This window comes from Streptomyces sp. NPDC044719, assembly GCF_056433405.1.
In genome coordinates, this window is the sequence record NZ_JBWKHE010000007.1 from 101,144 (window position 1) to 124,995 (window position 23,852).

Annotated in this window: 30 protein-coding genes; 20 read left to right on the forward strand and 10 right to left on the reverse strand. The window is 68.3% G+C overall.

The annotated features are described in order from the left end of the window. The first annotated feature begins 575 nt into the window (after nt 1-575). Nucleotides 576-1,667, forward strand: a complete 1,092-nt coding sequence (locus tag AC07DF_RS27060) for a hypothetical protein (protein ID WP_478976550.1) — start codon at nt 576-578, stop codon at nt 1,665-1,667. Nucleotides 1,668-2,091: 424 nt separating this feature from the next. Here the strand turns inward: AC07DF_RS27060 and AC07DF_RS27065 are convergent, their stop codons facing one another. From AC07DF_RS27065 to AC07DF_RS27080, 4 genes are all read right to left on the reverse strand, one after another. Then, the gene (locus AC07DF_RS27065; RefSeq protein WP_478976553.1) at nt 2,092-2,472 is read right to left on the reverse strand and encodes a hypothetical protein; all 381 of its coding nucleotides are present in this window, start codon (nt 2,470-2,472) and stop codon (nt 2,092-2,094) included. Then, nucleotides 2,469-2,747 carry a hypothetical protein gene (locus AC07DF_RS27070; protein WP_478976556.1) on the reverse strand — a complete coding sequence of 93 codons (279 nt, stop codon included), beginning with the start codon at nt 2,745-2,747 and terminating at the stop codon, nt 2,469-2,471. The genes AC07DF_RS27065 and AC07DF_RS27070 overlap by 4 nt, the downstream gene beginning before the upstream one ends. 62 nt (nt 2,748-2,809) lie before the next feature. Beyond that, nucleotides 2,810-3,238: an ATP-binding protein gene (locus tag AC07DF_RS27075; protein ID WP_478976559.1), complete on the reverse strand. Its 429-nt coding sequence runs from the start codon at nt 3,236-3,238 to the stop codon at nt 2,810-2,812. Nucleotides 3,239-3,284: 46 nt separating this feature from the next. After that, nucleotides 3,285-3,692, reverse strand: a complete 408-nt coding sequence (locus tag AC07DF_RS27080) for an NUDIX hydrolase (protein WP_478977906.1) — start codon at nt 3,690-3,692, stop codon at nt 3,285-3,287. A gap of 107 nt (nt 3,693-3,799) precedes the next feature. On the opposite strand from AC07DF_RS27080, the gene AC07DF_RS27085 reads away from it, so the two are divergent. After that, nucleotides 3,800-4,588: a GntR family transcriptional regulator gene (locus tag AC07DF_RS27085; RefSeq protein WP_020274970.1), complete on the forward strand. Its 789-nt coding sequence runs from the start codon at nt 3,800-3,802 to the stop codon at nt 4,586-4,588. 25 nt (nt 4,589-4,613) lie between these two features. On the opposite strand, the gene AC07DF_RS27090 is transcribed toward AC07DF_RS27085, so the two are convergent. Next, nucleotides 4,614-4,982 carry a hypothetical protein gene (locus AC07DF_RS27090; protein ID WP_478976564.1) on the reverse strand — a complete coding sequence of 123 codons (369 nt, stop codon included), beginning with the start codon at nt 4,980-4,982 and terminating at the stop codon, nt 4,614-4,616. A 192-nt stretch (nt 4,983-5,174) separates the two neighbouring features. Here AC07DF_RS27090 and AC07DF_RS27095 point away from each other — a divergent pair, with 192 nt between their 5' ends. From AC07DF_RS27095 to AC07DF_RS27140, 10 genes are all read left to right on the forward strand, one after another. Continuing rightward, nucleotides 5,175-5,531: an SCO3933 family regulatory protein gene (locus tag AC07DF_RS27095; RefSeq protein WP_191847005.1), complete on the forward strand. Its 357-nt coding sequence runs from the start codon at nt 5,175-5,177 to the stop codon at nt 5,529-5,531. Beyond that, nucleotides 5,531-6,907: an FtsK/SpoIIIE domain-containing protein gene (locus AC07DF_RS27100; protein WP_478976567.1), complete on the forward strand. Its 1,377-nt coding sequence runs from the start codon at nt 5,531-5,533 to the stop codon at nt 6,905-6,907. Before AC07DF_RS27095 ends, AC07DF_RS27100 begins: the two co-directional genes overlap by 1 nt. 84 nt (nt 6,908-6,991) lie before the next feature. After that, nucleotides 6,992-7,621 (forward strand): DUF2637 domain-containing protein, encoded by a 630-nt coding sequence (locus AC07DF_RS27105; protein WP_478976570.1) that lies wholly within the window; start codon nt 6,992-6,994, stop codon nt 7,619-7,621. Nucleotides 7,622-7,635: 14 nt separating this feature from the next. Continuing rightward, nucleotides 7,636-7,827 (forward strand): mobile element transfer protein, encoded by a 192-nt coding sequence (locus AC07DF_RS27110; RefSeq protein WP_478976573.1) that lies wholly within the window; start codon nt 7,636-7,638, stop codon nt 7,825-7,827. Between the two features lie 14 nt (nt 7,828-7,841). After that, nucleotides 7,842-8,036, forward strand: a complete 195-nt coding sequence (locus AC07DF_RS27115; protein ID WP_478976576.1) for a hypothetical protein — start codon at nt 7,842-7,844, stop codon at nt 8,034-8,036. A 25-nt stretch (nt 8,037-8,061) separates the two neighbouring features. Further along, on the forward strand, nt 8,062-8,310 hold the full coding sequence (locus tag AC07DF_RS27120) for a SpdD protein (protein WP_478976579.1): 249 nt from the start codon (nt 8,062-8,064) through the stop codon (nt 8,308-8,310). Nucleotides 8,311-8,447: 137 nt separating this feature from the next. Next, complete coding sequence (locus AC07DF_RS27125) at nt 8,448-9,749, forward strand: replication initiator (protein WP_478977909.1); 1,302 nt, start codon at nt 8,448-8,450, stop codon at nt 9,747-9,749. Then, complete coding sequence (locus tag AC07DF_RS27130; protein WP_478976583.1) at nt 9,742-9,978, forward strand: helix-turn-helix transcriptional regulator; 237 nt, start codon at nt 9,742-9,744, stop codon at nt 9,976-9,978. The genes AC07DF_RS27125 and AC07DF_RS27130 overlap by 8 nt, the downstream gene beginning before the upstream one ends. Further along, nucleotides 9,978-11,222, forward strand: a complete 1,245-nt coding sequence (locus AC07DF_RS27135) for a tyrosine-type recombinase/integrase (protein ID WP_478976587.1) — start codon at nt 9,978-9,980, stop codon at nt 11,220-11,222. The genes AC07DF_RS27130 and AC07DF_RS27135 overlap by 1 nt, the downstream gene beginning before the upstream one ends. A gap of 40 nt (nt 11,223-11,262) precedes the next feature. Further along, nucleotides 11,263-11,538: a ribosomal protein L7/L12 gene (locus AC07DF_RS27140; protein ID WP_478976590.1), complete on the forward strand. Its 276-nt coding sequence runs from the start codon at nt 11,263-11,265 to the stop codon at nt 11,536-11,538. Nucleotides 11,539-11,641: 103 nt separating this feature from the next. On the opposite strand, the gene AC07DF_RS27145 is transcribed toward AC07DF_RS27140, so the two are convergent. Continuing rightward, entirely contained in the window at nt 11,642-12,403 is a 762-nt protein-coding gene (locus AC07DF_RS27145; protein WP_478976593.1) for a phosphoglyceromutase, read from the reverse strand. A gap of 149 nt (nt 12,404-12,552) precedes the next feature. Here AC07DF_RS27145 and AC07DF_RS27150 point away from each other — a divergent pair, with 149 nt between their 5' ends. Both AC07DF_RS27150 and AC07DF_RS27155 read left to right on the forward strand, forming a co-directional pair. Beyond that, nucleotides 12,553-13,845, forward strand: coding sequence for an MDR family MFS transporter (locus tag AC07DF_RS27150; RefSeq protein ID WP_478976596.1), 1,293 nt, complete (start codon nt 12,553-12,555; stop codon nt 13,843-13,845). Between the two features lie 57 nt (nt 13,846-13,902). Next, the gene (locus AC07DF_RS27155) at nt 13,903-15,159 is read left to right on the forward strand and encodes a serine hydrolase domain-containing protein (RefSeq protein ID WP_478976599.1); all 1,257 of its coding nucleotides are present in this window, start codon (nt 13,903-13,905) and stop codon (nt 15,157-15,159) included. 32 nt (nt 15,160-15,191) lie between these two features. Here the strand turns inward: AC07DF_RS27155 and AC07DF_RS27160 are convergent, their stop codons facing one another. The 3 genes from AC07DF_RS27160 to phoU form a co-directional block, all read right to left on the reverse strand. Beyond that, a complete protein-coding gene (locus tag AC07DF_RS27160) occupies nt 15,192-15,443 on the reverse strand; it encodes an SCO4226 family nickel-binding protein (protein ID WP_399017349.1) in 252 nt (83 codons plus the stop codon). Between the two features lie 125 nt (nt 15,444-15,568). Next, nucleotides 15,569-15,724, reverse strand: coding sequence for a hypothetical protein (locus AC07DF_RS27165; protein ID WP_478976603.1), 156 nt, complete (start codon nt 15,722-15,724; stop codon nt 15,569-15,571). A 145-nt stretch (nt 15,725-15,869) separates the two neighbouring features. Beyond that, the gene (gene phoU / locus AC07DF_RS27170; protein ID WP_478976606.1) at nt 15,870-16,574 is read right to left on the reverse strand and encodes a phosphate signaling complex protein PhoU; all 705 of its coding nucleotides are present in this window, start codon (nt 16,572-16,574) and stop codon (nt 15,870-15,872) included. A 264-nt stretch (nt 16,575-16,838) separates the two neighbouring features. On the opposite strand from phoU, the gene phoR reads away from it, so the two are divergent. Both phoR and phoP read left to right on the forward strand, forming a co-directional pair. After that, nucleotides 16,839-18,131, forward strand: a complete 1,293-nt coding sequence (phoR, locus tag AC07DF_RS27175; protein WP_478976609.1) for a two-component system sensor histidine kinase PhoR — start codon at nt 16,839-16,841, stop codon at nt 18,129-18,131. Continuing rightward, nucleotides 18,128-18,808 carry a two-component system response regulator PhoP gene (phoP, locus tag AC07DF_RS27180; RefSeq protein WP_004929857.1) on the forward strand — a complete coding sequence of 227 codons (681 nt, stop codon included), beginning with the start codon at nt 18,128-18,130 and terminating at the stop codon, nt 18,806-18,808. Before phoR ends, phoP begins: the two co-directional genes overlap by 4 nt. Nucleotides 18,809-18,942: 134 nt before the next feature. Here the strand turns inward: phoP and AC07DF_RS27185 are convergent, their stop codons facing one another. Then, nucleotides 18,943-19,638, reverse strand: coding sequence for a copper chaperone PCu(A)C domain-containing protein (locus AC07DF_RS27185; RefSeq protein WP_478976613.1), 696 nt, complete (start codon nt 19,636-19,638; stop codon nt 18,943-18,945). Between the two features lie 600 nt (nt 19,639-20,238). Here AC07DF_RS27185 and AC07DF_RS27190 point away from each other — a divergent pair. The 4 genes from AC07DF_RS27190 to cysS all read left to right on the forward strand — a co-directional run bounded on the left by AC07DF_RS27190 (nt 20,239) and on the right by cysS (nt 23,758). Next, on the forward strand, nt 20,239-20,721 hold the full coding sequence (locus AC07DF_RS27190) for a CarD family transcriptional regulator (RefSeq protein WP_003953493.1): 483 nt from the start codon (nt 20,239-20,241) through the stop codon (nt 20,719-20,721). Nucleotides 20,722-21,008: 287 nt separating this feature from the next. Beyond that, nucleotides 21,009-21,773, forward strand: coding sequence for a 2-C-methyl-D-erythritol 4-phosphate cytidylyltransferase (gene ispD, locus AC07DF_RS27195; protein WP_478976616.1), 765 nt, complete (start codon nt 21,009-21,011; stop codon nt 21,771-21,773). After that, a complete protein-coding gene (ispF, locus tag AC07DF_RS27200) occupies nt 21,763-22,257 on the forward strand; it encodes a 2-C-methyl-D-erythritol 2,4-cyclodiphosphate synthase (protein WP_478976619.1) in 495 nt (164 codons plus the stop codon). The genes ispD and ispF overlap by 11 nt, the downstream gene beginning before the upstream one ends. 103 nt (nt 22,258-22,360) lie before the next feature. Further along, nucleotides 22,361-23,758, forward strand: a complete 1,398-nt coding sequence (gene cysS / locus AC07DF_RS27205; RefSeq protein WP_478976622.1) for a cysteine--tRNA ligase — start codon at nt 22,361-22,363, stop codon at nt 23,756-23,758. The last annotated feature ends 94 nt before the right edge of the window (nt 23,759-23,852 follow it).

The window sequence follows — 23,852 nt, forward strand, 5'->3', positions numbered from 1 at the left end:
AAGACCTCCTGCGCTGACCACAGTCGGTTGGGACTGACGAGAGCGGTCGCTTCCACGAAGCCTCCAGGCGTGCCACGGCTGATCATCGCAGGCTACTGGTCGACGCTGACAAGGTCCTTAGCCTGCGCAGCTGCGTGACATCAGCTTGGGAAGCTAAGGTGATCTACGGCTTGCTGCAGGCCTAACCTGCTGCGGAAGGCTTTCGACGCTTCGTGCGCTGGCCCGTGGTTCCCCGTGGTTCCCCGCACGATCTGGCACTGTCTGGCACGACCTCTGCGTCCTGAACTACTGGGCCGCAGGGCCATAGCGGTCCAGGATGACGCCCGTCTGGCTATTGCGGCCCGGTGCGGGTTGGCTGTTGGTGCCGGCTTGCTGTACTCCGCTGCTGTACAGAGCAGGTGCGCTCGCATGCCTGTGGAGCTGCGAGGCAGCCGCAACGGTGCATGGCAACCACGATGTCGCGAAAATCGAACATATGATTAAAGGCCAGCATCACCAGCCATTTCGCAGCGTGATGGCGTTAAGCATGCTACTGAGGGATTGACGTACCCTTTACCCATGGGCATCATTCTCCCATGGATATCTCTCGGGTTTTTCAGCTGGGCTCGAGTAAGCTGATTCGAGTCCATAGGTCGTTTTTCAGAGGACTCTCCGCAGCAGACCGAAAAGATCCGGCCACTGTGGCGAAAAAGTACGCAAATGTCATTTATGGCAAGGGTGACCTCTCTCTTGCCAAATTCAAAGTACGGGATCGCCGCCGCTTTCATGTCGGTTTGAATGTCCGGCCCTCAGATTTCGAGAGCGTGACAAAGAGATCCGTTCTCGTCACTGACACGCTCGTGCTTTCTCAGGGGAAGTCTGGAAAGTATTTCCCGCTAGGATCGCGGAGTTCCCAGTTGACATCTCCCCCGCCTCCCGGAGGACACGGTAGAGAGGGCGTGATGGACGTTAGTAATATTGTGACTGAGTACGGGATGCACTGTGTCAGTATTATGAGTCTTGGGGCATGGATCCTCAGCTCTGAGGAGTTGATGAAGGCTGGCTTGGTCTGGCATCTCCCTACGTTCAGCGAGAGCGAGAGAGCCTTCCATTCGTTTGCGCCAGACCTGGATCAAGGGTTCGGTCCGCTTACCCCGATTGACTACATCATCGAAGATAGGCGCGTAGTAGACGCATCTGGAGCAACCCCTGAGAAAAGTAAGGTGATTCGACCCATCCTTAAAATGCGGATCCCATATATCGAAGGTGTCTCGATGCGAGATTTTAGCGCAATCACGGCGCAGGAGTTCGAATCTTATTCGGTGTTCAAGAATCATCTTCGCGGCAAGCTGCTGGATATGGATGATGCCATCGAAAGTGCGCGATCCGAGGTTGAATTGGCCAAACTCGAGGCAGAGATTATAGAGGGCCTAGGCGAAGTTGAAGCGAAGATGCGTAGTGCAAGTAGAACCAGATGGTTTTCTGCGGCAGGCGGGACGCTGGCGCTGTCTACTGTTGCGCTGTTCGCCGTGGCCGACTGGAAGTCTTTGTCGCTCTTTTCGGCGCTCGGCTTCGGTGGTTTCGCTTCCAGCTCGATCAAAAGCGCGGTCGATGAACATAAAGCGAAGCGACGAGAAAATAAGTGGTACTATGTTTGGGTTCTCTTGAATGACAGCAGCCGCTTTTAATGACAGCAGCCGCTTTTAGGGTGCGAAGGTACCTGACGATTGTTGTCGCCTGGCCACTCTTTCCGCTCTGAAGGCAAACTAAGGTCGGCGGAGCGATTTTGGCCTGGAGCTGCTTTGGCGCGAGTGATCATGGCCCCGTAAGCTTGCGGCGTGTCGGGCAGTCTGTGGACCTGCCCGCTAAAGCACGACGTTGGGGCCATGATCTTCGAGGCTCGCGCCAAAGCGGCTGGCTAAAATCGCGGAGGCGACCGCCCCAGCCACGACGTTCCCCTTCTCTGGCATCAGGTGGCTGATTGCTGTGCGCGCGGCCCGGGCGCCGGCCGGGCTGGAGCGGGGCGGAGACTGGAGCGCAGGCCCGGCCGGGGGCCGGGCCGCGCGCGGTGAGCGGAGCGAGCCGCCTTGAACCAGTAGAGAAAGTTGTAACTCAGTCTGTGGCGCGAGGCTTGAAATCGTGTGAGCAGGGCGGAAGTTCGCGGCCTTGGCGGTGAGCGAGGGGCAGGAAGAGCACTGGTCGGATCGTCCAGGTGATGCGGGTGGTGGTGTGCGTGACGGTGACGGTGCAGGGCTCAGACCGCAGTAGGGCTCGTCTCGTCTCGGCCCGTTCCTCGTAGAGCCATGCCCATGCTTCGTCGCATGCTGCGGTGTCCAGTGCCGGGGTGATGGTCCTGAGGGCGACTGCTACCCACCTGTCTGCTTGGGGTGCGGAGTATGCGTCGAATGAGGCGTGCAGTGCCGGTTGCTCATCCCTGTTGGTGAGCTCTACGGTCCAGCACTCGCACCAGTAGCCGCGCGGGAGTTCGGTCACGAGGTCACTCCTGGCGGGTAGGCAACGAGCACGTAGCGGGTGTTCTCGTCGTACAGGGTGAGTTGGTAGGCGGTGCCCCCGGTCAGGTAGGTGAGTGCACGTTCGTGCTCGGCCTCATCTCTCAACCAGTGGCGTCCCGGCTGGGCGTACGCCGCGTCGAGCTGGTCAGTGACGTTCTTCGTCTGCTCGCGCAGCCAACGCAGGGCGAGACGGGGACTTGCTGTATCGAGTGCTCCCAGAGAGATGCAGCGGGTCTCGTATGAGGGGTAGGCCACTGCCCAGCAGCGATATGCAGTGCCGTGTTCTGCTGCGGCTAAGCGTTCGTGAGGAGTCGCCGTCACGATGCGCGTCCTCCCCGTCGTGCGCTCGCGAAGAGTTCCGCGGTGACTGTGTGGCCGGCCTGGCTGTTGTGGACCACGACCCGGTGCGCGAGTGCGGTGACCATGCCCAGCCCCCGGCCGTGTTCGGCGTCCTGGTCCTGGTGCTCGACCTTGGGGGACATGCCGGTGCCTCCGGCGTCCGTGACCGACAGGGCGACGACCTGTCGTGAGACTGCGAGGGCCAGGTGGAAGCTGCCGGATGCCGTGCCGCTGGCCGTGTGAAGGATCGCGTTCGAACTCAGCTCGCTCACGATCAGCTCGGCATCGTCGGCAAGAGGCGATCCGCGCAGGATGTCCCGTGTCCAGCGACGGGCCCGGCTGACCTCTTCCGGAAAACCTGGGCAAGTGAGTCCCCAGACCCGGGCGGTGCTCGTATACTCGTGCATACAAGTTCCTTCGTGCTGGTAGGCCGCCATGTGTAGCGGGTTCGGGCTAGACGAGTTTCACGCCGTCGTGGGCGCGTATGGCCGGCGGGGATACCGCGTCCAATGCGTCCAGGACACGGATCGCGTATGCCTCGTCGGCGAGTTCGATGACCTCTTCGCGGGTGGCCCAGCGCAGTGCGCGGGTCTCGTCCCCGGTGGTGGGCGTGCCGTCGGCGGCCTCGCAGCGGAAGACCATGGAGACGATCAAGCCCTTCATGTTCTTGTAGATCCCGGTCAGGGTCGCCGGAAGCGCGATCTTGATGCCGGTTTCTTCGAGGACTTCGCGCTGGAGGGCCTCGGGGATGGTTTCCTCACGTTCGAGGACTCCGCCCGGGGGTTCCCAGTGGCCGTTGTCACGGCGTTTGATCAAGAGGGCGCGGTCCTCGTCATCGACGATTACTCCGGCGACGCTCACGGAGTGTGGACGTTCGGTGCTCACGTTCCTCTGCCCTCTCGGCTGGCTAGGCTCTCCACGGTAGCAACAAAGCTCGCCCACTCGTCTAGATACCTAAAGGAGTACACGTGCCCTCTCTTTCCTCCGGCCTCCTCGGCGATCTCGACCCCACGAGCGATCGTGCGGTCTTCCGGCAGATCGCCGACCAGCTGCGCGAGGCCATCGACCGTGGGCGATTCAAGGAGGGCGAAAAGCTGCCCTCCGAGGCCGAACTGGTCGAGCATTACGGGGTTTCCCGTATGACGGTTCGAAACTCCTTCTCCGTCCTCCAGGGCGAGGGCCTGGTGCACGCCGAGCACGGCAAAGGCGTCTTCGTGCGACCACGACCGCCTGTACGACGGCTCGCCTCCGACCGCTTCGCTCGACGCCACCGCGAGCAGGGAAAGTCCGCGTTCATCGTCGAGGCCGACGCCGCCGGCAGTCACCCGCAGGTGGACAGCCTGGAGGTCAAGGAGGAGAAGGCCAGCCAGGACGTCTCCACCCGGCTCGGGTCCGTGCGGCGAGTGCTCGCCCGGCGTCGCCGGTATCTGCTCGATGGGCGGCCGGTGGAGTTCGCCACCTCGTATCTGCCGCTCGACATCGCGCGGGGCACGCCGATCGCCGAGCCGAACCCCGGGCCTGGCGGCATCTACGCCCGGCTTGAGGAGCTGGGGCACCGCCTCGACCACTTCGAGGAAGAGATCCGCGCCCGGATGCCCTCGCCCGACGAGGTGCGCACGCTGCGGCTGGCCTCCGGCGTGCCGGTCATTCACCTGATCCGGACCGCGTTCGACCAGGAAGGGCGGGCCGTAGAGGTCTGCGACACGGTCATGGCGGCCGACGCCTACGTCCTGTCGTACCAGCTCCCGGCGACGTGAGGGCGTGAGCGGTAGCGGGATGACGCTATGCGGTGGGCGTCTCCGTTTCTTCGGGGAAAGGCGGCTCGAACATGGAGCTGATGTTGTTCCACATGAAGTCCTCGCGCCAGGCCGATCCGCCGGCCACCCAACCGAGCAGCGCTCGAAGCACCTTCTCCTGCGAGACGGTCTGCGTCTGGTAGTGCTCCGCGGCAACGCCGTCCCGGTACTCCAGCTGGTAGGTGTTGTTCTCGCGCAACAGGACCTGGACGTACCAGTCCCCCGGGAGGTCGTCGTCCTGTCGTTCCACGACCATGTGCTCGTTGCCGCGCCTCAGGTTGGCGAGCATGGTGCCTATCGCAGGCTTCGAGGGGCGCTTCACCTTGTGTCCCCGGGCGTTCGTCGCAATCACCATGCCCGGATCCTGCCTGACCGGTCTGACAGTCGCGGCATCAAGAGGTCGCGGGGCTACCTTCTCCGAACTCGTACACCTCAACAGGCTTACTCGTATAGACGAGTGGGCAAGTTGTGTGGCAAGGTGGTTGCCGTTCCCGGAGATCGGGTTCGAACGCCGCATCTTGTATAGACGAGTAGATAGGGAGAAGTCTTGCGCACCATCCGTGTTGAGACCTCGGCCGCAACGATCCTGCTGACCGAGGCGCCCGAGCCCAAGGTCCGCGACCGACAGACCGGCGAGATCGCCAAGGACGCGACGAGCGGCGAGGCCCTGATGACGCTCGGCGTCGTCTACCTGGAAGACGGTGAGTCGTCGCTGATCAAGGTCACCGTTCCTGAGAGCGGAGTGTCCGAGGGGCTGACGCTCGGGGCTCCGGTCTCGCTGCCGGGTCTGGTGGCCCGGCCGTGGGAGAGCGTCTTCAACGGGCAGCAGCGGCACGGCATTGCCTACCGCGCCGCCGCCGTGACTCCGGCTGCGTTCCCGGCCGCCTCCGGGGCCGCTGCCTGATGACCGATCTGACGACGCTCCTGGAAGTGGGTGGTCCTGTCGCCGCACTCGGCGGCGGGGCCGCCTACGCCCGGGCCAAGCACCCCGGGGTGTGCTGGTCCACGGTCGGCCTTCCGATATCCACGGCCCGGCTCCTCAGCTCCTACGGCTCGGTCATGGAAGCCTGCGGCCTGACCGTGGCTCCGTCCCGGCTGCGGATGCTGGCGGTCAAGGCCACCACCCGCCGTGAGGTCCGTCCCGTACCGCCGCGTCGGGGCATCATCCGGCCCACTTCGACCGGGCTGCGGCTCCGGCTCCGGCTCGCTCTGGGGCAGGAACCGGCTGATGTCGCCGCCTCGGCGGAACGGCTGCGGCATGCCTGGGGCGTTCACGCCGTGTACGTCTCGACGGTCAAGCCGGGTGTGGTCGAGCTGCGGCTGGTCGGCTTCGACGTGCTGCGGCGGGTGCGGATGCCTCGCAAGATGGACGCGGGGTTCCTTCAGGTGCCGGTGGCGCTGCGGGAGGACGCCATGCCGTTCATACGCGACTACCGGGCCGTGCCTCACCAACTCACCCTCGGCGCCACCCTGTCAGGCAAGTCCATGTATCTGCGGCACCTGATCGCCGGGCTCGCCCCTCAGCCGGTCGCCCTGGTCGGCATCGACTGCAAGCGCGGTGTGGAGCTGGCGCCGTTCGCGGCCCGTCTCTCAGCGCTGGCGACCGATCCGGAGCAGGCCGCCGAACTGCTGCCGGTGCTCGTGAAGGAAATGGAGGATCGATACGACCTGATCAAGGCCCGGCAAGGCATGGCCCCGGACACTCCGGTCGAGGAGATCACCTCGGACATCTGGGGACTGCCCGAGCACGAACGTCCTGTCCCCGTTGTGCTGTTCGTCGACGAGGTGGCTGAACTCTTCCTCGTCGCCACCAGGAAGGACGAGGAACGGCGGGATGAGATGGTCACCCAGCTCATCCGGCTCGCCCAACTCGGCAGGGCTGCCGGTATCTACCTGGAAGTGTGCGGGCAGCGCTTCGGGGCCGAGCTGGGCAAGGGAGCGACCATGCTGCGCGCTCAGTTGACCGGTCGGGTCTGCCACCGGGTCAACGACGAAGCCTCAGCCAAGATGGCACTCGGCGACATCGCTCCTGAGGCGGTCTCTGCCGCCTGCGCCATTGCTCCCGAACGGCCCGGCCTGGCGGTGGCAGGTGACACCTCCGGCGGCTGGTCACGCATCCGCACGCCGTACCTGTCCCTCAGCGATGCAGCCGAGACCGGCCGCGAGTCCGCATACCTGATGCCCGACCTGCCCGCGCTCAAGCCCTTCCAGCACGACGTCGCCGTGCTGTCGGTCGAGTCCCCGGCCCTCGTCGTCGAGTCGCGCCCGGCAACCGGCTGACCTCCTCCACCAACCCCGGTCGGCGTGACCGCCTCACGCCAAGTCCCTACCCCTCCCATGCCTGAATCCGGAAGGAGTCGCTTCGTGCGTGCCCAACTGGCCCGCGTTGACGCGGTGCTCGTCCAGGCCGTCATCGCTGCCGCGCTGTCCTTCGCCCACCTGCACGACGTCGCCTCGGCGGCCGGGCAGGACGGGTGGAAGGCGTGGGCCTACCCGATCTCGGTTGACCTGCTGCTCGTCGCTGCCTGGCGTCGGCTGCGATCGGGCGAGGCGAAAGCGGCCGGGTGGTGCTGGTTCGTCATCGCGCTCGCCGCCTCACTCGGCGCGAACGTCGCCACCGCCGGCCCCTTCGACCTGGACCAGGTCCCGGCCTGGTTGCGCATCCTCGTCGCGGGCTGGCCTGCGGTCGCCTTCCTCGGCGGCACTCTTCTCGCCCACTCCGCGCCAACAGCGACTGCTCACGACGACGTGGAGGAGCCAGGGGAGTTCAAGCACGAGGACGTCGCTCCCGAGCCCGAACCGCCCGCGCAGCCAGCCATCGAGCCACCGCCCGAACGCCCTGCCGTTCCCGTCCCTGCCGCACTCGTCGAACACGCCCGCAAGGTCGCCGCCGAGCACCACACCCGTACCGGCGCCCCGATCGACGCACCGACTCTCCGTGCCCGCCTCGGCGTCCCCGCGCCCATGGCGGAAGTCATCGCCGCACACCTCTGACGGGAGACCAACCCATGACAGCCAACCGCCGCTTCCGCGACGTCAGCCGTATCGGCCCCGTCCAGGTCGGCACCTCCTTCGACGGCCGAGGCCAGGAGAAGCACACCGCCGCCTGCACCGCCCCACGCTGCGGCTTCTCCGCCGACTACGACAGCCGCGCCGCCGCTGAGCTGGCCGCCCGTACTCACCGCTGTCCCGTCCGCTGAAAGGACCCGTGCCCGTGACCGTCAGCCTGCCGCTCGTCGTCGTCCTCGGCCTCTTCGCCTGGGGAGCGATCAAGTTCCTCGGCGTCCGTACCTGGGTCGTCGTCCTGATCGCACTCTTCGGCTTCTGGCTCTCGCACACCTTCCTCGCACCCGCCATCGAGTCCGGAACGCGCTCCGGCGTGACCGTCATAAACGGCTCACACACCTAGACGAGTAGATAAGGAGACCTCGGCCATGTTCCTGCCCAAGTACCCGGACAGCCCGACCCCGCCGCACGCACACACCCACACCCCGACTCACCAGGAGGCGCCCGTACGGCGCTCCCTCCCGTCGGTCTCCATCGATCAGAAGACCGTCGTGGCCCTGGTCGTCGGCGGGGTCGTCCTCACCGCGCTCCTGGCCGCCGTAGCCGTTACGGCCATCTCCGTCGCCGTGGCCGCTGTCGTCCTGCGCTCCATGCTCCGCGACCACCACCGCCGCTGAACCGCGCTGGCCTCCGGGGCGGCGGCACACGACCAAGCATTTCGCCGCCCCGGCGCCTTCCTCCCAACCGCGTCAGTCAGAAGGGAATCGCCATCTTCACCCGCACCACTCCGCCCCCACTTCCGGAACTCGCGAACCTGGCCTCGCAGGGCACGCTGCCGGGTATCCTCCGCCAACTCTCCGGACTCGGCGGCTGCACCCACCCGATCCGCCTCGACGGCCACCGCACCGAATACGACGTAGACACCCGCACCGGCGAGATCGGCAACGTCCTCCACCGCCTCGACTCCACCAGCCTGCCGGCCGGTCAACTCCTGGTCCGTTGCAACAACCGCCGCACGACCCGCTGCGCCGCTTGCGCCGAGGTCTACCGCCGCGACACCTTCCACCTGATCACCTCCGGCCTGCGAGGCGGCAAAGGCACCCCCGAACACGTCGCCGCCCACCCCCGCGTCTTCGCCACCCTCACCGCCCCGAGCTTCGGCCCGGTCCACAACCGTCCTTCCAGCGGACGCCCCTGCCGCTGCGGCACCCGCCACGACCAGGACGACGACGCACTCGGCACCCCGCTCACCCCGGACACCTACGACTACGAAGCGGCCGTTCTCTGGAACGCGCACGCCGGTCCGCTGTGGCGGCGCTTCTCCACCTACCTGCGCCGAGAGGTCGCCAAGCGCGCCGGCCTGCCACAGCGACGCTTCCGCGAGCACGCCCGCGTGAGTTTCGCCAAGGTCGCCGAGTACCAGAAGCGCGGCGCGGTCCACTTCCACGCCGTCATCCGCCTCGACGGCCCCAGCGGCGGCGACGCCCCACCCCCTACCTGGGCCACGGCCGAATTGCTCACCGACGCCATCAACACCGCCGCAGCCAAGGTCCACGTCGAGGGCCCGGTCATCGACGGCCGCGCCCACACCTTCACCTTCGGCCGCCAACTCGACGTACGCACCATCCGCTCGGCCGACTTCGACGACGGCCAGGAGCTGACCGAACGGGCCGTCGCCGCCTACATCGCCAAGTACGCCACCAAGGGCGCCGAGACCGCGACGGGAGCTCTCGACCGGCCGCTCAAGTTCGCCGCCGAACTCGCCCAGTTCGACATCAGCGACCACGCCCGCCACATGATCCGCACCGCATGGTTCCTCGGCGCCCGCAAGGACCTCGAACACCTCCGCCTGCGCGCCTGGGCCCACATGCTCGGCTTCCGCGGCCACTTCTCCACCAAGTCCCGCCGCTACTCCACCACCCTCGGCGCCCTCCGCGATGCCCGCGCCGAATGGCGCCGAACCCAAGTCGCCACAGCCAACGGCCCCGAGCCCGACACGACGTACGTCCTCGCGCACTGGGTCTTCGCCGGAACGGGCCTGTCCGACGCCGAAGCCTGGCTCGCCGCATCCCTCGAACCCGCCCCTGGGACGGAAGGAGAACCAACCCGTGGCTAACCGACGCCTCGCCCTGGCGGAGGCGGCTGCTGAACCGCGCCCTCTGCCTTCCCGATACCTGACGCCCGAAGATCTGGTCGAGATGTTCGACTTGCCCAGCGTCGAGACGGTCTACCAGTGGCGCAGGAAGCGCACCGGTCCCAGAGGCTTCCGTGTCGGCCGGCACCTGCGCTTCGACCCGATCGACGTAAGGGCCTGGGTGGTTGCCCAGCTTGGGGAAGCTGCCTGATGGCCGGGCACATTCAGGACCGTTGGTACAAGACCGAGGTGGGCCCGGACGGCAAGACCAGCAAGGTCAAGACCGAGCGGTACGGCTCGGGTATGCGGTACCGCGCCCGGTACGTCGGCCCGGACGGCACGGAGAAGTCGAAGAGCTTCCCTGACCGGCAGAAGCGGCTCGCTGAGCAGTGGTTAACGCATACTGAGGCCGACATGGCGCGCGGGCAGTACATCGACCCGCGCGCGGCACGGATCACGTTCCAGCAGTACGCGGAGAACTGGGTGACTCACGCGCCCGATCCGAACACCCAGGCGTCGATGGAGTCGCAGCTTCGGCTGCACGCGTTCCCGTACCTGGGGTCACGTCCTCTCGGTTCCTTCCAGCCCGCTCATATCCGTGACTGGGTGAGGCAGCTCCAGGAGAACGGCGTCCGTGGCTCGTACGCTCGGACGATCTACTCCAACGTGCGGGCGGCTCTGAGCGCCGCCGTGGACGATGGGCATCTTCCCCGGAACCCGTGCGCTGCCCGCTCGGTCCGGCCGCCGACCGTGGACAGCAAGCGAGTCGTCCCATGGACGGCAGAGCGGGTCTTCGCCGTCCGGGCCGGCATGCCCGAGCGGTACCAAGCCATGGTCGACCTGGGCGGCGGCTGCGGTCTCCGCCAGGGGGAGATCCTTGGCATCGCCGTCGACGCGATCGACTTCGCGGCGGGCACGCTCCACGTGGTCCAGCAGCTCAAGCTGAGCCGCAGCAAGCCCGTGTTCGCCCCACCTAAGGGCGGCAAGCTGCGGGATGTGCCGCTGCCCGGTCCCGTCGCTGATGCCCTGCGGGCCCACATGAAGCGGTTCCCGCCGGTCGAGATCACCTTGCCGTGGAAGGTGGCCGACGGGCTTCCGGTGAGGAAGCGGCTGATCTTCACCGGCCCGCGTGGCGGTCACGTCTGGCGGACATCACTCAACGAGGAAGTGTGGAAGCGGGCGCTCGCCTCGGCCGGGGTGATCCCCGAGAGGAAGTCGGGCGAGTCCTACGCCGAGTCCCGCGAGAACGGCATGCACGCCCTCCGGCACTTCTACGCCTCAGTGCTCCTGGACGCCGGGGAGAACATCAAGGCCCTCGCCGAGTACCTCGGCCACTCGGACCCCGGCCTGACACTCCGTGTGTACGCGCACCTCATGCCGTCTAGCCAGGAGCGCACTCGTAAAGCCGTGGCCGCCATCTTCGAAGCCGCCAAACCGACGCGACATGACGGTTGAGGGCTCGTACGCTCCGAACCGGAGAGGGGCGGGAGGAGCGATGGCAGACGAGTACGTCTTGCTGGTGTGCGACGACGTGCCCCATGACGTAGTGCTCACTGACCCCGGCGTCCGTGTGCTGGACGTCGCTCAGGTCGTGCGTCGACTGACGGGGTTGAGTCTCTGGCGCAGCAAGGTTCTGGCAACACGGATCCCAGTCGTGATCCTCGACGGCGTGCCTCAGGAAGACGCTGAGGCAGCCGTCACGGCCCTGCGTGAGGCGGGAGCACAAGCAGAAGCGAGGGAACAGCCGGAGCCGGACTTCCTGAAGCGCTGAACACGGCCCGATCAAGCAGCTGACGGCCCAGGGACGGCCCCACCACAGCAACAAGGCCCCTACCAGCGGAGAAATCGCAGGTAGGGGCCTTGATCAGCGCTACTTACTTCTTCTTGCCCTGGTTCTTGACCGCCTCGATCGCCGCCGCAGCCGCCTCAGGGTCCAGGTACGTCCCCCCCGGCTTCACCGGCTTGAAGTCCGAGTCGAGCTCGTACGACAGCGGGATGCCCGTCGGGATGTTGAGGCCCGCGATGTCCTCGTCGGAGATGCCGTCGAGGTGCTTGACCAGGGCGCGCAGCGAGTTTCCGTGGGCCGCGACCAGGACCGTCTTGCCCGTCAGCAGGTCCGGGACGATCGCGTCGAACCAGTAGGGGAGCATGCGGTTGACGACGTCCTTGAGGCACTCCGTCTGCGGGCGCAGCTCCGGAGGCAGGGTCGCGTAGCGCGGGTCGGAGAACTGGGAGTACTCGGCGTCGATGTCCAGCGCCGGGGGCGGGGTGTCGTAGGAGCGGCGCCACAGCATGAACTGCTCCTCGCCGAACTCGGCGAGCGTCTGCGCCTTGTCCTTGCCCTGCAGGGCGCCGTAGTGGCGCTCGTTCAGGCGCCAACTGCGGTGGACCGGGATCCAGAGGCGGTCGGCGGACTCCAGGGAGAGCTGCGCCGTGCGGATGGCGCGCTTCTGGAGGGACGTGTGCACGACGTCGGGGAGCAGGCCGGCGTCCTTGAGCAGCTCGCCGCCGCGCGTCGCCTCCTTCTCGCCCTTCGCGGTGAGGTTGACGTCCACCCAGCCGGTGAACAGGTTCTTCTCGTTCCACTCGCTCTCGCCGTGGCGGAGGAGGATCAGCTTGTACGGTGCGTCGGCCATGCCCCAGAGCGTAATCCACGCATTCGCCCGTTCGCGTGGCTGCCCGGCAGGCGGACGCTTGACCGGATCCGTTAATTGAGTGGCCGCCGTCAAGCAGCCGCTCGTAATTTGTGACTCCTACGTGCGCCACTTACGCCCCGGGGGAGTCCATGCCGTACGCCGTCCGCGCCAGACGTGCTGTCCAAGAGACCGTCTCGGGGCTGCCCCGCGAGTTCTGGTGGCTGTGGACCAGCACACTCGTCAACCGGCTCGGCGCCTTCGTCGCCACCTTCATGGCGCTGTACCTGACGCTCGACCGCGGCTACTCCGCCACATACGCCGGTCTGGTCGCATCCTTGCATGGGCTCGGCGGAGTGATCTCCTCGCTGGGCGGCGGGGTGATGACCGACCGGCTGGGCCGGCGGCCGACGCTTCTCATCGCGCAGGCCTCGACCGCCGTGTCCGTGGCGCTCCTCGGGTTCGTGCACGACCCGGTCGCGATCGCCGGTGTCGCCTTCCTGGTCGGCATGGCGAGCAACGCCTCCCGGCCCGCCGTGCAGGCGATGATGGCGGACATCGTGCGGCCCGAGGACCGTATCCGTGCCTTCTCCTTGAACTACTGGGCCATCAACCTCGGCTTCGCCGTGTCCTCCATGGCCGCGGGGTTCATCGCCGAGGTCAGCTACCGGGCCGGGTTCCTGATCGAGGCGGGTATGACGATGGCCTGCGCGATCCTCGTCTTCCTGAGGCTGCCGGAGTCCAAGCCCGCCGCCGAGGCGGCCGTGAGTGCCAAGGGCGCGAGGGACGACTCCGTCAGCCTCGGCACCGTGCTGCGCGACGGGCGCTTCATGAGCGTCGTCGGGCTGTCCTTCCTCGTCGCGCTGATCTTCCAGCAGGGGTCGGTGGGGCTGCCGGTGGCGATGGGTGAGGCCGGGTTCACGCCGGCCGAGTACGGCATGGCGATCGCCGTCAACGGCGTACTGATCGTCGTCCTGCAGATCCCCGTCACCCGGTTCATCGAGCACCGAGACCCCCGCCGGCTGCTCGTCCTCTCCTCCCTCCTCGCGGGGTACGGCTTCGCGCTCACCGCCTTCGCCGGGTCGGTCGGCGTCATCGCCCTCACGGTGTGCGTCTGGACGCTGGCCGAGATCGTCAACGCCCCGACGCAGACCGGCCTGGTCGTCCGGCTGTCCCCGTTGCACGGACGCGGCCGCTACCAGGGCATGTACACGATGTCCTGGTCCGTCGCCGCCCTCGTCGCCCCGCTGCTGTCCGGCTTCGTCATCGACAAGGTCGGGGCGGAGTGGCTGTGGGGACTGTGCGCGGTGGTCGGGACGGTGGCCGGGCTGGGATACGGGGCGTTGATGCGGCGGCTGCCGGACGAGACGACCGAGGAGAAGCAGGGGGAGCCCGCTGCCGAGGCCCTGGGGCAGGTCCCTGAGGGTTCCGCCTCCGGCCCCTGATCCCTTTCCGGGATGTTCCCGATGGTTTGCGGATACGGCGCCTGATGAGCTGTTTCCATGACCCACCACGGACAGCGAAAGTCGTCGCGCATCCTCCTCGCCGGCCTCGCCGGGCTTGCCACCCTCGCCGTCGCCACCACCGCCCTGGCCGGTCCGCCCGACCCGCCTCCGCCCGACCCGGCGCCGTCCCGATTACTGGCACAGGGCCAGGCGGCAGCGCATCGGAAGACCCAAGCCGTACTGAACGAGATCGTTGCCCAGGGCACCCCTGGCGTCATCGCCCAGGTGCGCGACCGGCACGGCGTGTGGGACGGCCGGGCCGGAGTCCGAAAGCTCGGTTCCGAGCGCCCGCGGAGCACGCACGAGAGGTTCCGTATCGCCAGCGTGACCAAGACCTTCACCGCCACCGTGCTCCTGAAGCTCGAAGCCGAGGGGAAGCTGTCACTGGACGACAGCGTGGCCGAGTGGCTGCCGGGGGTGGTGCGCGGCAAGGGGTACCGGCCCCGGCACATCACCGTGCGGCATCTGCTCAACCACACGAGCGGGATCTTCGACTACAACATGGACGCCGGCTTCAGGGCCAAGTACGCGGGCGACGAGTTCGACCGGAACCGGCACGTCCGATGGTCCCCGGAGGACCTGGTGGACATCGCCCTCACCCACCCGCCGAACTTCCAGCCGGAGCAAGGCAGCAGGCCCGGCCGCCCCAGCAAGTGGGACTACTCGGACACCAACTACGTCCTCGCCGGCATGGTCGTGGAGAAGGCCACCGGCCGCAGCTACGCGCACGAGGTCGAGCGCCTCGTCATACGGCCCCTCGGCTTGCGCGGCACGAGCGTGCCGGGCACCTCGCCCCGACTGCCGTCACCCCACGCGCGGCACTACTCCACGCTCTTCGAGGACGAGCCGCAGGCGAAGGTGCGCGACGTCACCGAGTTCAGCCCCACGGTCGCCTTCTCGGCGGGCCAGATGATCTCGACGGCCGGCGATGTGAACACCTTCCTGTCCGGGCTGCTCGCCGGTGAGCTCCTGCCGCCCGCCCAGCAGCGGCAGCTGCTCGACGCCGTCCCCGTCGACGGGGACAAGGGGCACGGCGGTCCGCAGGACGTCTACGGACTCGGCCTACGGCACTTCAAGCTCGCGGAGGGCTGCTGGGCCTGGGGCCACGGCGGCATGATCCCCGGCTCCGCGACCCTGGCCCTCGCCTCGGCGGACGGCCGTCAGGTCATGACCATGAACCGCAACGGCGACTGGGGCGAGCAGCGACTGGAGGATGCCGCGGTCGTGACCGAGTTCTGCAGGAACACCTCGTGAGCGCCCCGTGACCGGCCGGCCGGTCGCTCAGCTCACTGGATCGACAGCGGCACCGGATGGATCTCGTCGGCCTTGTGCCCGGCGCGCTCGTGAATGCGCTGGATGGCTTCGGCCGAGGGCGCCTCGGAGAGGCAGTAGACGTGGCCCGACTCCGGGTCCGCCCAGGCCCTCTCGAAGTGGACCTGCTCATCTCCCTCGATGGCGAGGTCCGCGTTGTGGGCCTCACGCAGTTGCTCTTCCGTGATGCCCTTCATGCTGTGGTGGACATCCATGAACTTGGCCATGGCCCGCGCCTCCTTCCGTACGAACCCTCCCGTGAACCCTCAAGTCCATGCTCCGCCCGTACGGCCACGCGGGCGACCTCAACGCCGTAGGGCCCCGGCGGCGAACCACCGGAGCCCTACAGAATTCAGCCGCACTGGCAGGGACTGCCCGACTGGCACCCGCAGCCGCAGCCCGAGCCGCAGCCGCACGCGGCGATCAGGGTCAGGTTCCTGACCTCGGCGGGCTGCTCGGTCTGGCGCTCCTGCGCGGGGTCGGGCGTGGTGCTGGGGGAATCGGCCATGGGTTCCTCCTCGAGGCTGGTGCCTGTGCCCATTGGACGCCCGGTCCGCTGGGCGCATCAACGGCGCACTGAGGCTTGCGCGCGCCCCGGCCGACCCTCGACCGCCCCAGCGGGCCCCTGCCCCTGGCCCGCTCCCACTCCGCGCTCAGGCGCTCTCGGCCTCCGTCGTCACCGCCTGGATCCCCGGCTGCACGTCCGACTGGATCTCGTCGGCGTGCTCGCCCGTCACCAGGTACACCACGCGCTTGGCGACCGAGACCGCGTGGTCGGCGAACCGCTCGTAGTAACGGCCCAGCAGCGTGACGTCCACGGCCGTCTCGATGCCGTGCTTCCAGCGGTCGTCCATCAGGTGCTGGAAGAGGGTGCGGTGCAGCAGGTCCATCTCGTCGTCGTCCTGCTCCAGCTGGAGCGCGAGGTCGACGTCCTTGGTGATGATCACCTCGGCGGCCTTGGCCATCAGGCGCTGGGCGAGCTGGCCCATCTCCAGGATGGTGGCGTGCAGGTCGCTCGGGACCGCGCGGTCCGGGTAGCGCAGGCGCGCGAGCTTCGCCACGTGCTGGGCGAGGTCGCCCGAGCGCTCCAGGTCGGCCGACATGCGCAGCGACGTGACGACGATGCGCAGGTCCGTCGCCACCGGCTGCTGCCGTGCCAGCAGGGCTATGGCCCGGGCCTCCAGGTCGTGCTGGAGCTCGTCGACCTTCTGGTCGGCTTCGATGACGGCCTCGGCCAGCTTCAGGTCGGAGTCGAGCATGGCGGTGGTGGCGCGCCCGATCGCCGATCCGACCAGCCGGGCCATTTCCACCAGACTGTCGCTGATCGAGTCCAGTTCCTCGTGGTACGCGTCCCGCATCAGGCTTCCCTCTCGTGCGTCTGTGTCGGGGGTTCGAGGGCCGTGGCCCACCGAACGAGCCGGGGCCCACCGAACAACCGGCGGTACGACCGTCGTATTACCAACGGTCCGAACCCCACGCTCCCACGTTCCGGCCCGTACGCGTCCGTTTCCGTCATCCCAAATGAACCAATACTGGCTCCAAGGTGAACTCTGGGCGACGAGTGTTCGAGGTCGCAGTCCGACGGCTGTGGCCCGTGCCCGAGCCATGCCTAACCTGGGTGCATGGACGTGAACGCGGCGGTCGCCGCAGTGGCTGCGATCGCCGGGGTGCTCACCGGTGTCATCGCCATGCTGGCGTTCCGGTGGAGCGAGCGCGAGCAGAAGCGCCCCACACGTACCTCCCTGCACACGGACCCGGTGCTCCCGCCGGGCGTGGACACCGTCCTGTCGGTGCTCAGGTCCTCCGCCGTCGTCCTCGACGAGGCGGACGCCGTGGTCAAGGCGAGCTCGGCGGCGTACGCCCTCGGGCTGGTCCGCGGCGGCAAGCTCGCCGTCGAGCCGATGCTGCAGATGGCCCGGGACACCAGGCGCGACGGGGAGATACGCCAGGTGGAGCTGGACCTGCCGCGGCGCGGTACCGGACGCGGTGACGCCCTGGCCGTCTCCGCGCGGGTCGCGCCGCTCGGCTCCCGGCTGGTGCTGCTGCTCGTCGAGGACCTCACCGAGGCCCGCCGTATCGAGGCGGTCCGGCGCGACTTCGTCGCCAACGTGAGCCACGAGCTGAAGACCCCGGTCGGCGCCCTCTCGCTGCTCTCCGAGGCCGTCATGGACGCCTCCGACGACCCCGAGGCCGTCGAGCGGTTCGCCGGGCGCATGCAGATCGAGGCCACCCGCCTGACCAGCCTGGTCCAGGAACTCATCGACCTGTCGCGGGTGCAGAACGACGACCCGCTGGAGGACGCCGAGCCGGTCCGCGTCGACGAACTCGTCGCCGAGGCCATCGACCGCTGCCGGCACCAGGCGGGCACCAAACAGATCACCATGGCCGCGGGCGGCACCGCCGACCTGCACGTCTGGGGAAACCGCGGCCAGCTCGCCGCCGCGCTCGGCAACCTCGTCGAGAACGCGGTCAACTACTCGCCCGCCCGGACCCGCGTCGGCATAGCCGCCCGCAGGGTGAACGCGTCCGGCGGGGAGCACATCGAGATCGCCGTCACCGACCAGGGCATCGGCATCTCCGACAAGGACAAGGAGCGCATCTTCGAGCGCTTCTACCGCGTCGACCCCGCTCGCTCCCGTGCCACCGGTGGTACGGGACTGGGGCTGGCGATCGTGAAGCACGTGGCCGCCTCGCACGGCGGGGAGGTCTCGGTGTGGAGTGCCGAGAACCAGGGCTCCACCTTCACCCTGCGGCTGCCGGAGGCCGGTGCGGCCCGCGACCGCGCACATCAGCAGCCCGCCCGAGAGATACGCGCAGGAGGCGCGGGCCTCGACGAGGAGGCCGGGCGGTCCACCCCCACATCCCCCGAATCAACCGCGTACGAAACGCTTCCTGCCCCGGAGGTCCTTCCGTGACCCGAGTGCTCGTCGTCGAGGACGAGGAGTCCTTCTCCGACGCCCTGTCGTACATGCTCCGCAAGGAGGGCTTCGAGGTCGCGGTCGCGACCACCGGGCCCGACGGACTCGACGAGTTCGAGCGCAACGGCGCCGACCTCGTCCTGCTCGACCTGATGCTGCCCGGCCTGCCGGGCACTGAGGTGTGCCGCCAGCTGCGCGGCCGTTCCAACGTCCCCGTCATCATGGTGACCGCCAAGGACAGCGAGATCGACAAGGTCGTCGGGCTGGAGATAGGAGCCGACGACTACGTCACCAAGCCGTTCTCCTCGCGCGAGCTGGTCGCCCGTATCCGGGCCGTCCTGCGCCGCCGCGGCGAGCCCGAGGAGGTGACACCGGCCGCGCTGGAGGCCGGCCCGGTCCGCATGGACGTCGACCGGCACGTGGTCACCGTCGGCGGCACCAAGGTCGACCTGCCGCTGAAGGAGTTCGACCTGCTGGAGATGCTGCTGCGCAACGCCGGGCGCGTGCTGACCCGGATGCAGCTCATCGACCGGGTCTGGGGCGCCGACTACGTCGGTGACACCAAGACCCTCGACGTCCACGTCAAGCGCCTGCGCGCCAAGATCGAGCCGGACCCGGGCGCCCCGCGCTACCTGGTGACGGTCCGCGGCCTGGGCTACAAGTTCGAGCCGTAAGCCGCACAGTCCGGGCCGTAAGCCGCACAGTCCGAGCCGTGAGCCGCACGCCGGCGACGGCGACGGAGACGGACGGAAACAGAAGGGGCGGGACCTCCAGGAGGTCCCGCCCCTTCTACGACTGTCGCGGCCGCTCAGTGCCCGGCGCCCGCGCCGCCCGTCGCGCTGGCCGAAGCCGCGTCGGTCGGCGTGGCCGGCGACTCGTGACCGCCCGGGGTCTCACCGGCGGCGGGGCTCTCCGGCGCGCCCGGCTCGCCCTCGGCCGGAGAACCGGACGGCGACCCGGACGGGGCTCCCGACGCGCCCGGCGCGGCGGGCACCTCGGTCGGGCCCCACTCCTTGAAGTAGTGCTCGGCGGGGACGACGAACGCGCGCAGGCTCACGGCGCCCGTCTTGCTGAAGGTGAAGGTGACCTTCTGGGCGTTGCCGTCCTGCACGGCCTCGCGGCTGCTCGGCAGCATGGCGGTCGCGTTGCCCTTGCCGCCCAGGATCAGCGAGCCGCCGGCCGGGATGCTGAGGCTGCCACCCTTGGCGGGCTTGAGCTCGGCGGTCTTGCCCGTGCCAGGGATGGTGATGGACTCCAGTGTCTCTGCGGTCTTGCCGGAGTTGAAGAAGGTCGCGGAGATCGCGGCCGGGCCGGTCGACTCCAGGTCGGGCTGGGTGATCACCACGGCGTTCTGGATCTTGATGTCGCCGACGCTGGTCGCCGCGTGGTCCGGCTGGATCTCCAGTGTCTGAGCGCTGTTGCCGGCGCCGCACGCGGCGAGCGAGGCGATCGAGAACGCGACGGCGGCAGCGGCGAGGGCGCCGCGTCGAAGGCTGCTGCTCACGGCGGCGGCAACTCCTTGACTCGAGCAGAGCGGCCGATAAAGCCGCCCTAAGTGTGTGTCAGCAGGCCTCAGGTTACCGAGCCGTTCCGGCAGGGCCGCACCCGACCCCCCGGCACCTCTGATCCCACCTGTCTCACAACTGACTCCTGCGCCACATGTGACTCCTGGGTCACATTGGCGGAGCGCTCGCCCGGCATTCACATAAGAGTCCCGGGCAGTACCGCAAAACTTCCGTGAAGGAATGCGCGGACCACCCCGGAATTGATCACCTACGGCTCGCCCGGATGCCTCGTGATCAATTCCGGATTCGACCGGAACCCCGCTCGGGCCTCCGAACGGAGTAGCGGAAGTCGATCATACGGAACGGGACATATCGGGATGTTCGGCCGTCTGGAGGGTGCTCCGGATGCGTGTAACGTACGCGTTTCGCTCGGCCCGGACAGCCGCTCCCACCTGCGAATACCTTCTTCCATCCCCTGGTCGAAGCACGTTCCTGTCGGACTTGTCAAGCCCCGAGATATGCCCTGACCTGCGAAAACGCCATTCAGAACCCGCAGTTTCCGTGTTACCCTGGATAGCCACGGAAGGGGTACCTGTCACATGACGTTCAAGGTTGGCGACACCGTGGTCTATCCCCATCACGGGGCCGCGCTGATCGAGGCCATCGAAACTCGCCAGATCAAAGGCGTGGACAAGACCTACTTGGTGCTGAAGGTCGCCCAGGGCGACCTGACGGTGCGTGTGCCAGCGGACAATGCGGAGTTCGTCGGCGTGCGTGATGTGGTCGGTCAGGACGGGCTGGACCGGGTCTTCGAGGTGCTGCGCGCACCGTACGCCGAGGAGCCCACGAACTGGTCCCGTCGATACAAGGCAAACCTGGAGAAGCTCGCCTCCGGCGATGTCATCAAGGTCGCGGAAGTCGTGCGTGACCTGTGGCGTCGTGAGCGCGAGCGTGGACTCTCCGCAGGCGAGAAGCGCATGCTCGCCAAGGCCCGCCAGATTCTGGTGAGCGAACTCGCCCTCGCGGAGAACACCAACGAGGACAAGGCCGAGGCCCTGCTCGACGAGGTACTCGCCTCCTGAGGCGAAACCCGTCGATCAGCAATCTGCTGATCAACGCTGCACATCGAAATGCCGCGGTGCCCGATGACGAATTCCCTGTCGCCGGGCGCTGCGGCATGTTCGTACTCGGATGCCGGTGCACCGTCACCCCGGGATGTGTTATCACTCACGCCCCGGTTGCTTTGGCGTGCCGGGCCCGGGCAGCCGGCTCGACCAGCGTCACGGAAGGGTCCGGTCGAGCGCGTCGCGCCCGGCACTCCTCCAGGCCATACCCACGCCAGGCCAGCACACAAACCTGACAGGAACCGATGTCTGACGAATCACGCCCTTCCCCGCCGGCCGCCCCCTCGGCAGCCCGTACGGCGGCCGTGATCCCGGCCGCCGGCCGCGGTGTACGGCTCGGCCCGGGCGCCCCCAAGGCGCTCCGCGCGCTGAGCGGCACCCCCATGCTCATCCACGCGGTGCGGGCGCTGGCCGCCTCCCGCGCCGTCTCCCTGGTCGTCGTCGTGGCCCCGCCCGACGGAGCCGCCGAGGTCAAGTCGCTGCTCGACGCGCACGCGCTGCCCGAGCGGACGGACTTCCTCGTCGTCCCGGGCGGGCAGACCCGCCAGGAGTCCGTGAAGCTCGGCCTGGACGCGCTGCCGTCCGGCCACGACATCGTCCTGGTGCACGACGCGGCCCGCCCGCTGGTGCCGGTGGACACCGTCGACGCCGTGATCGAGGCCGTACGGGACGGTGCCCCGGCCGTGGTCCCGGCGCTGCCGCTCGCCGACACCGTCAAGCAGGTCGAGCCCGCGCGGGCCCCCGGCGAGCCGGAGCCGGTCGTCGCCACGCCGGAGCGCGCGCTGCTGCGTGCGGTGCAGACCCCGCAGGGCTTCGACCGGGCCACGCTGGTCCGGGCGCACGAGACCGTGACCGGCGAGGTCACCGACGACGCGGGAATGGTCGAGCAGCTCGGTCTCACCGTCGTGGCCGTGCCCGGGCACGAGGAGGCCTTCAAGGTCACCCGGCCCCTGGACCTGGTCCTCGCGGAGGCGGTCCTGGCCCGCAGGAGGCTCAACGATGGCTTCTGACGAGTTCCCGCTTCCCCAGGTCGGCATCGGCACCGACATCCACGCCTTCGAGGAGGGCCGCGAGCTGTGGTGCGCCGGCCTGAAGTGGGAGGGCGAGGGGCCGGGCCTCGCGGGCCACTCCGACGCGGACGTCGTCGCCCACGCCGCCTGCAACGCCTTGTTCTCCGCGGCCGGCCTCGGCGACCTCGGGCAGCACTTCGGCACGGGCCGCCCCGAGTGGTCGGGCGCGTCGGGGGTCACGCTCCTGACGGAGGCGGCCCGGATCGTCCGTGAGGCCGGCTTCCGGATCGGCAACATCGCCGTACAGGTGGTGGGCCCCCGTCCGAAGATCGGAAAGCGGCGGGACGAGGCGCAGAAGCTGTTGTCGGAGGCGGCAGGCGCGCCGGTGTCGGTGTCGGGGGCAACAACGGACGGCCTCGGCTTCCCCGGACGCGACGAGGGCCTCATGGCGGTGGCAACGGCGCTGGTCGTGAAGCGCGGATGACCGGTCCGGCCATCGGGGGCACGGGGAACTGCGCGACCAGCCCTCACGCACCCGCACCCGGGAACGGTGCCGTACATACCCCACGGCCTACTACCCTGGTCCCGTGACTATTCGCCTGTACGACACCAGCGCCCGGCAGATCCGTGACTTCACCCCGCTCCAGCCGGGTTGCGTCTCGATCTACCTGTGTGGTGCCACCGTGCAGGCCGCCCCGCACATCGGCCACATCCGCTCCGGCCTGAACTTCGACATCCTGCGCCGCTGGTTCGCCCACCGCGGCTACGACGTCACGTTCGTGCGGAACGTCACCGACATCGACGACAAGATCATCGCCAAGTCGGCCGACCAGAACCGCCCCTGGTGGGCCATCGGTTACGAGAACGAGCGCGCGTTCAACGACGGCTACCACGCCCTCGGCTGCCTGCCGCCGACCTACGAGCCGCGTGCCACCGGCCACATCACCGAGATGGTCGAGATGATGCGCGGCCTGATCGAGCGCGGGCACGCCTACGAGGCCGACGGCAACGTCTACTTCGACGTGCGCTCCTTCCCGGGCTACCTGGAGCTGTCCAACCAGGAGCTGGACAACCTCCAGCAGCCGTCCGGCGCCGGCGAGACCGGCAAGCGCGACCCGCGGGACTTCGCCATGTGGAAGGCGGCGAAGCCGGGGGAACCGAGCTGGGAGACGCCGTGGGGCCGCGGCCGCCCGGGCTGGCACCTGGAGTGCTCGGCGATGGCGCACAAGTACCTCGGCACCGCCTTCGACATCCACGGCGGCGGCCTCGACCTGGTCTTCCCGCACCACGAGAACGAGATCGCCCAGGCCAAGGCCTACGGCGACGAATTCGCGCGGTACTGGCTGCACAACGCCTGGGTCACCATGAGCGGCGAGAAGATGTCCAAGTCGCTCGGCAACTCGGTCCTGGTCAGCGAGATGGTCAAGCGCTGGCGGCCCATCGTGCTGCGCTACTACCTCGGCACGCCGCACTACCGCTCGATGATCGAGTACAGCGAGGAGGCGCTGCGCGAGGCCGAGTCGGCGTTCGCGCGGATCGAGGGCTTCGTGCAGCGCGTGGTGGAGAAGGCCGGCGTCGTCGAGCCCTCCGCCGACGTGCCGCTCGCCTTCGCCGAGGCCATGGACGACGACCTGGGCGTGCCCCAGGCGCTGGCCGTGGTGCACACCACCGTCCGGCAGGGCAACAGCGCGCTGGCCGCCGACGACAAGGAAGCCGCCGTGGCCCGGCTCGCCGAGGTCCGCGCGATGCTCGGCGTCCTCGGCCTCGACCCGCTCGACGAGCACTGGTCCGGGGAGAGCGACCGCGGCGACGACCTGCACGGCGTGGTCGACACGCTCGTGCGCATGGTCCTCGACCAGCGCGAGGCCGCCCGGGCCCGCAAGGACTGGCCCACCGCGGACGCCATCCGCGACCAGCTGGCCCAGTCCGGCTTGGTCATCGAGGACAGTCCGCAGGGTCCGCGCTGGAGTCTCGGCCCCCGCTGAGACAAGGCCCACGGCTGATCGACTGTGCCGCCCGGGCCTCCGGGCGGCACACTGCATAGACGTAACAGGCACAGACGTAACAGACGTACGCAGA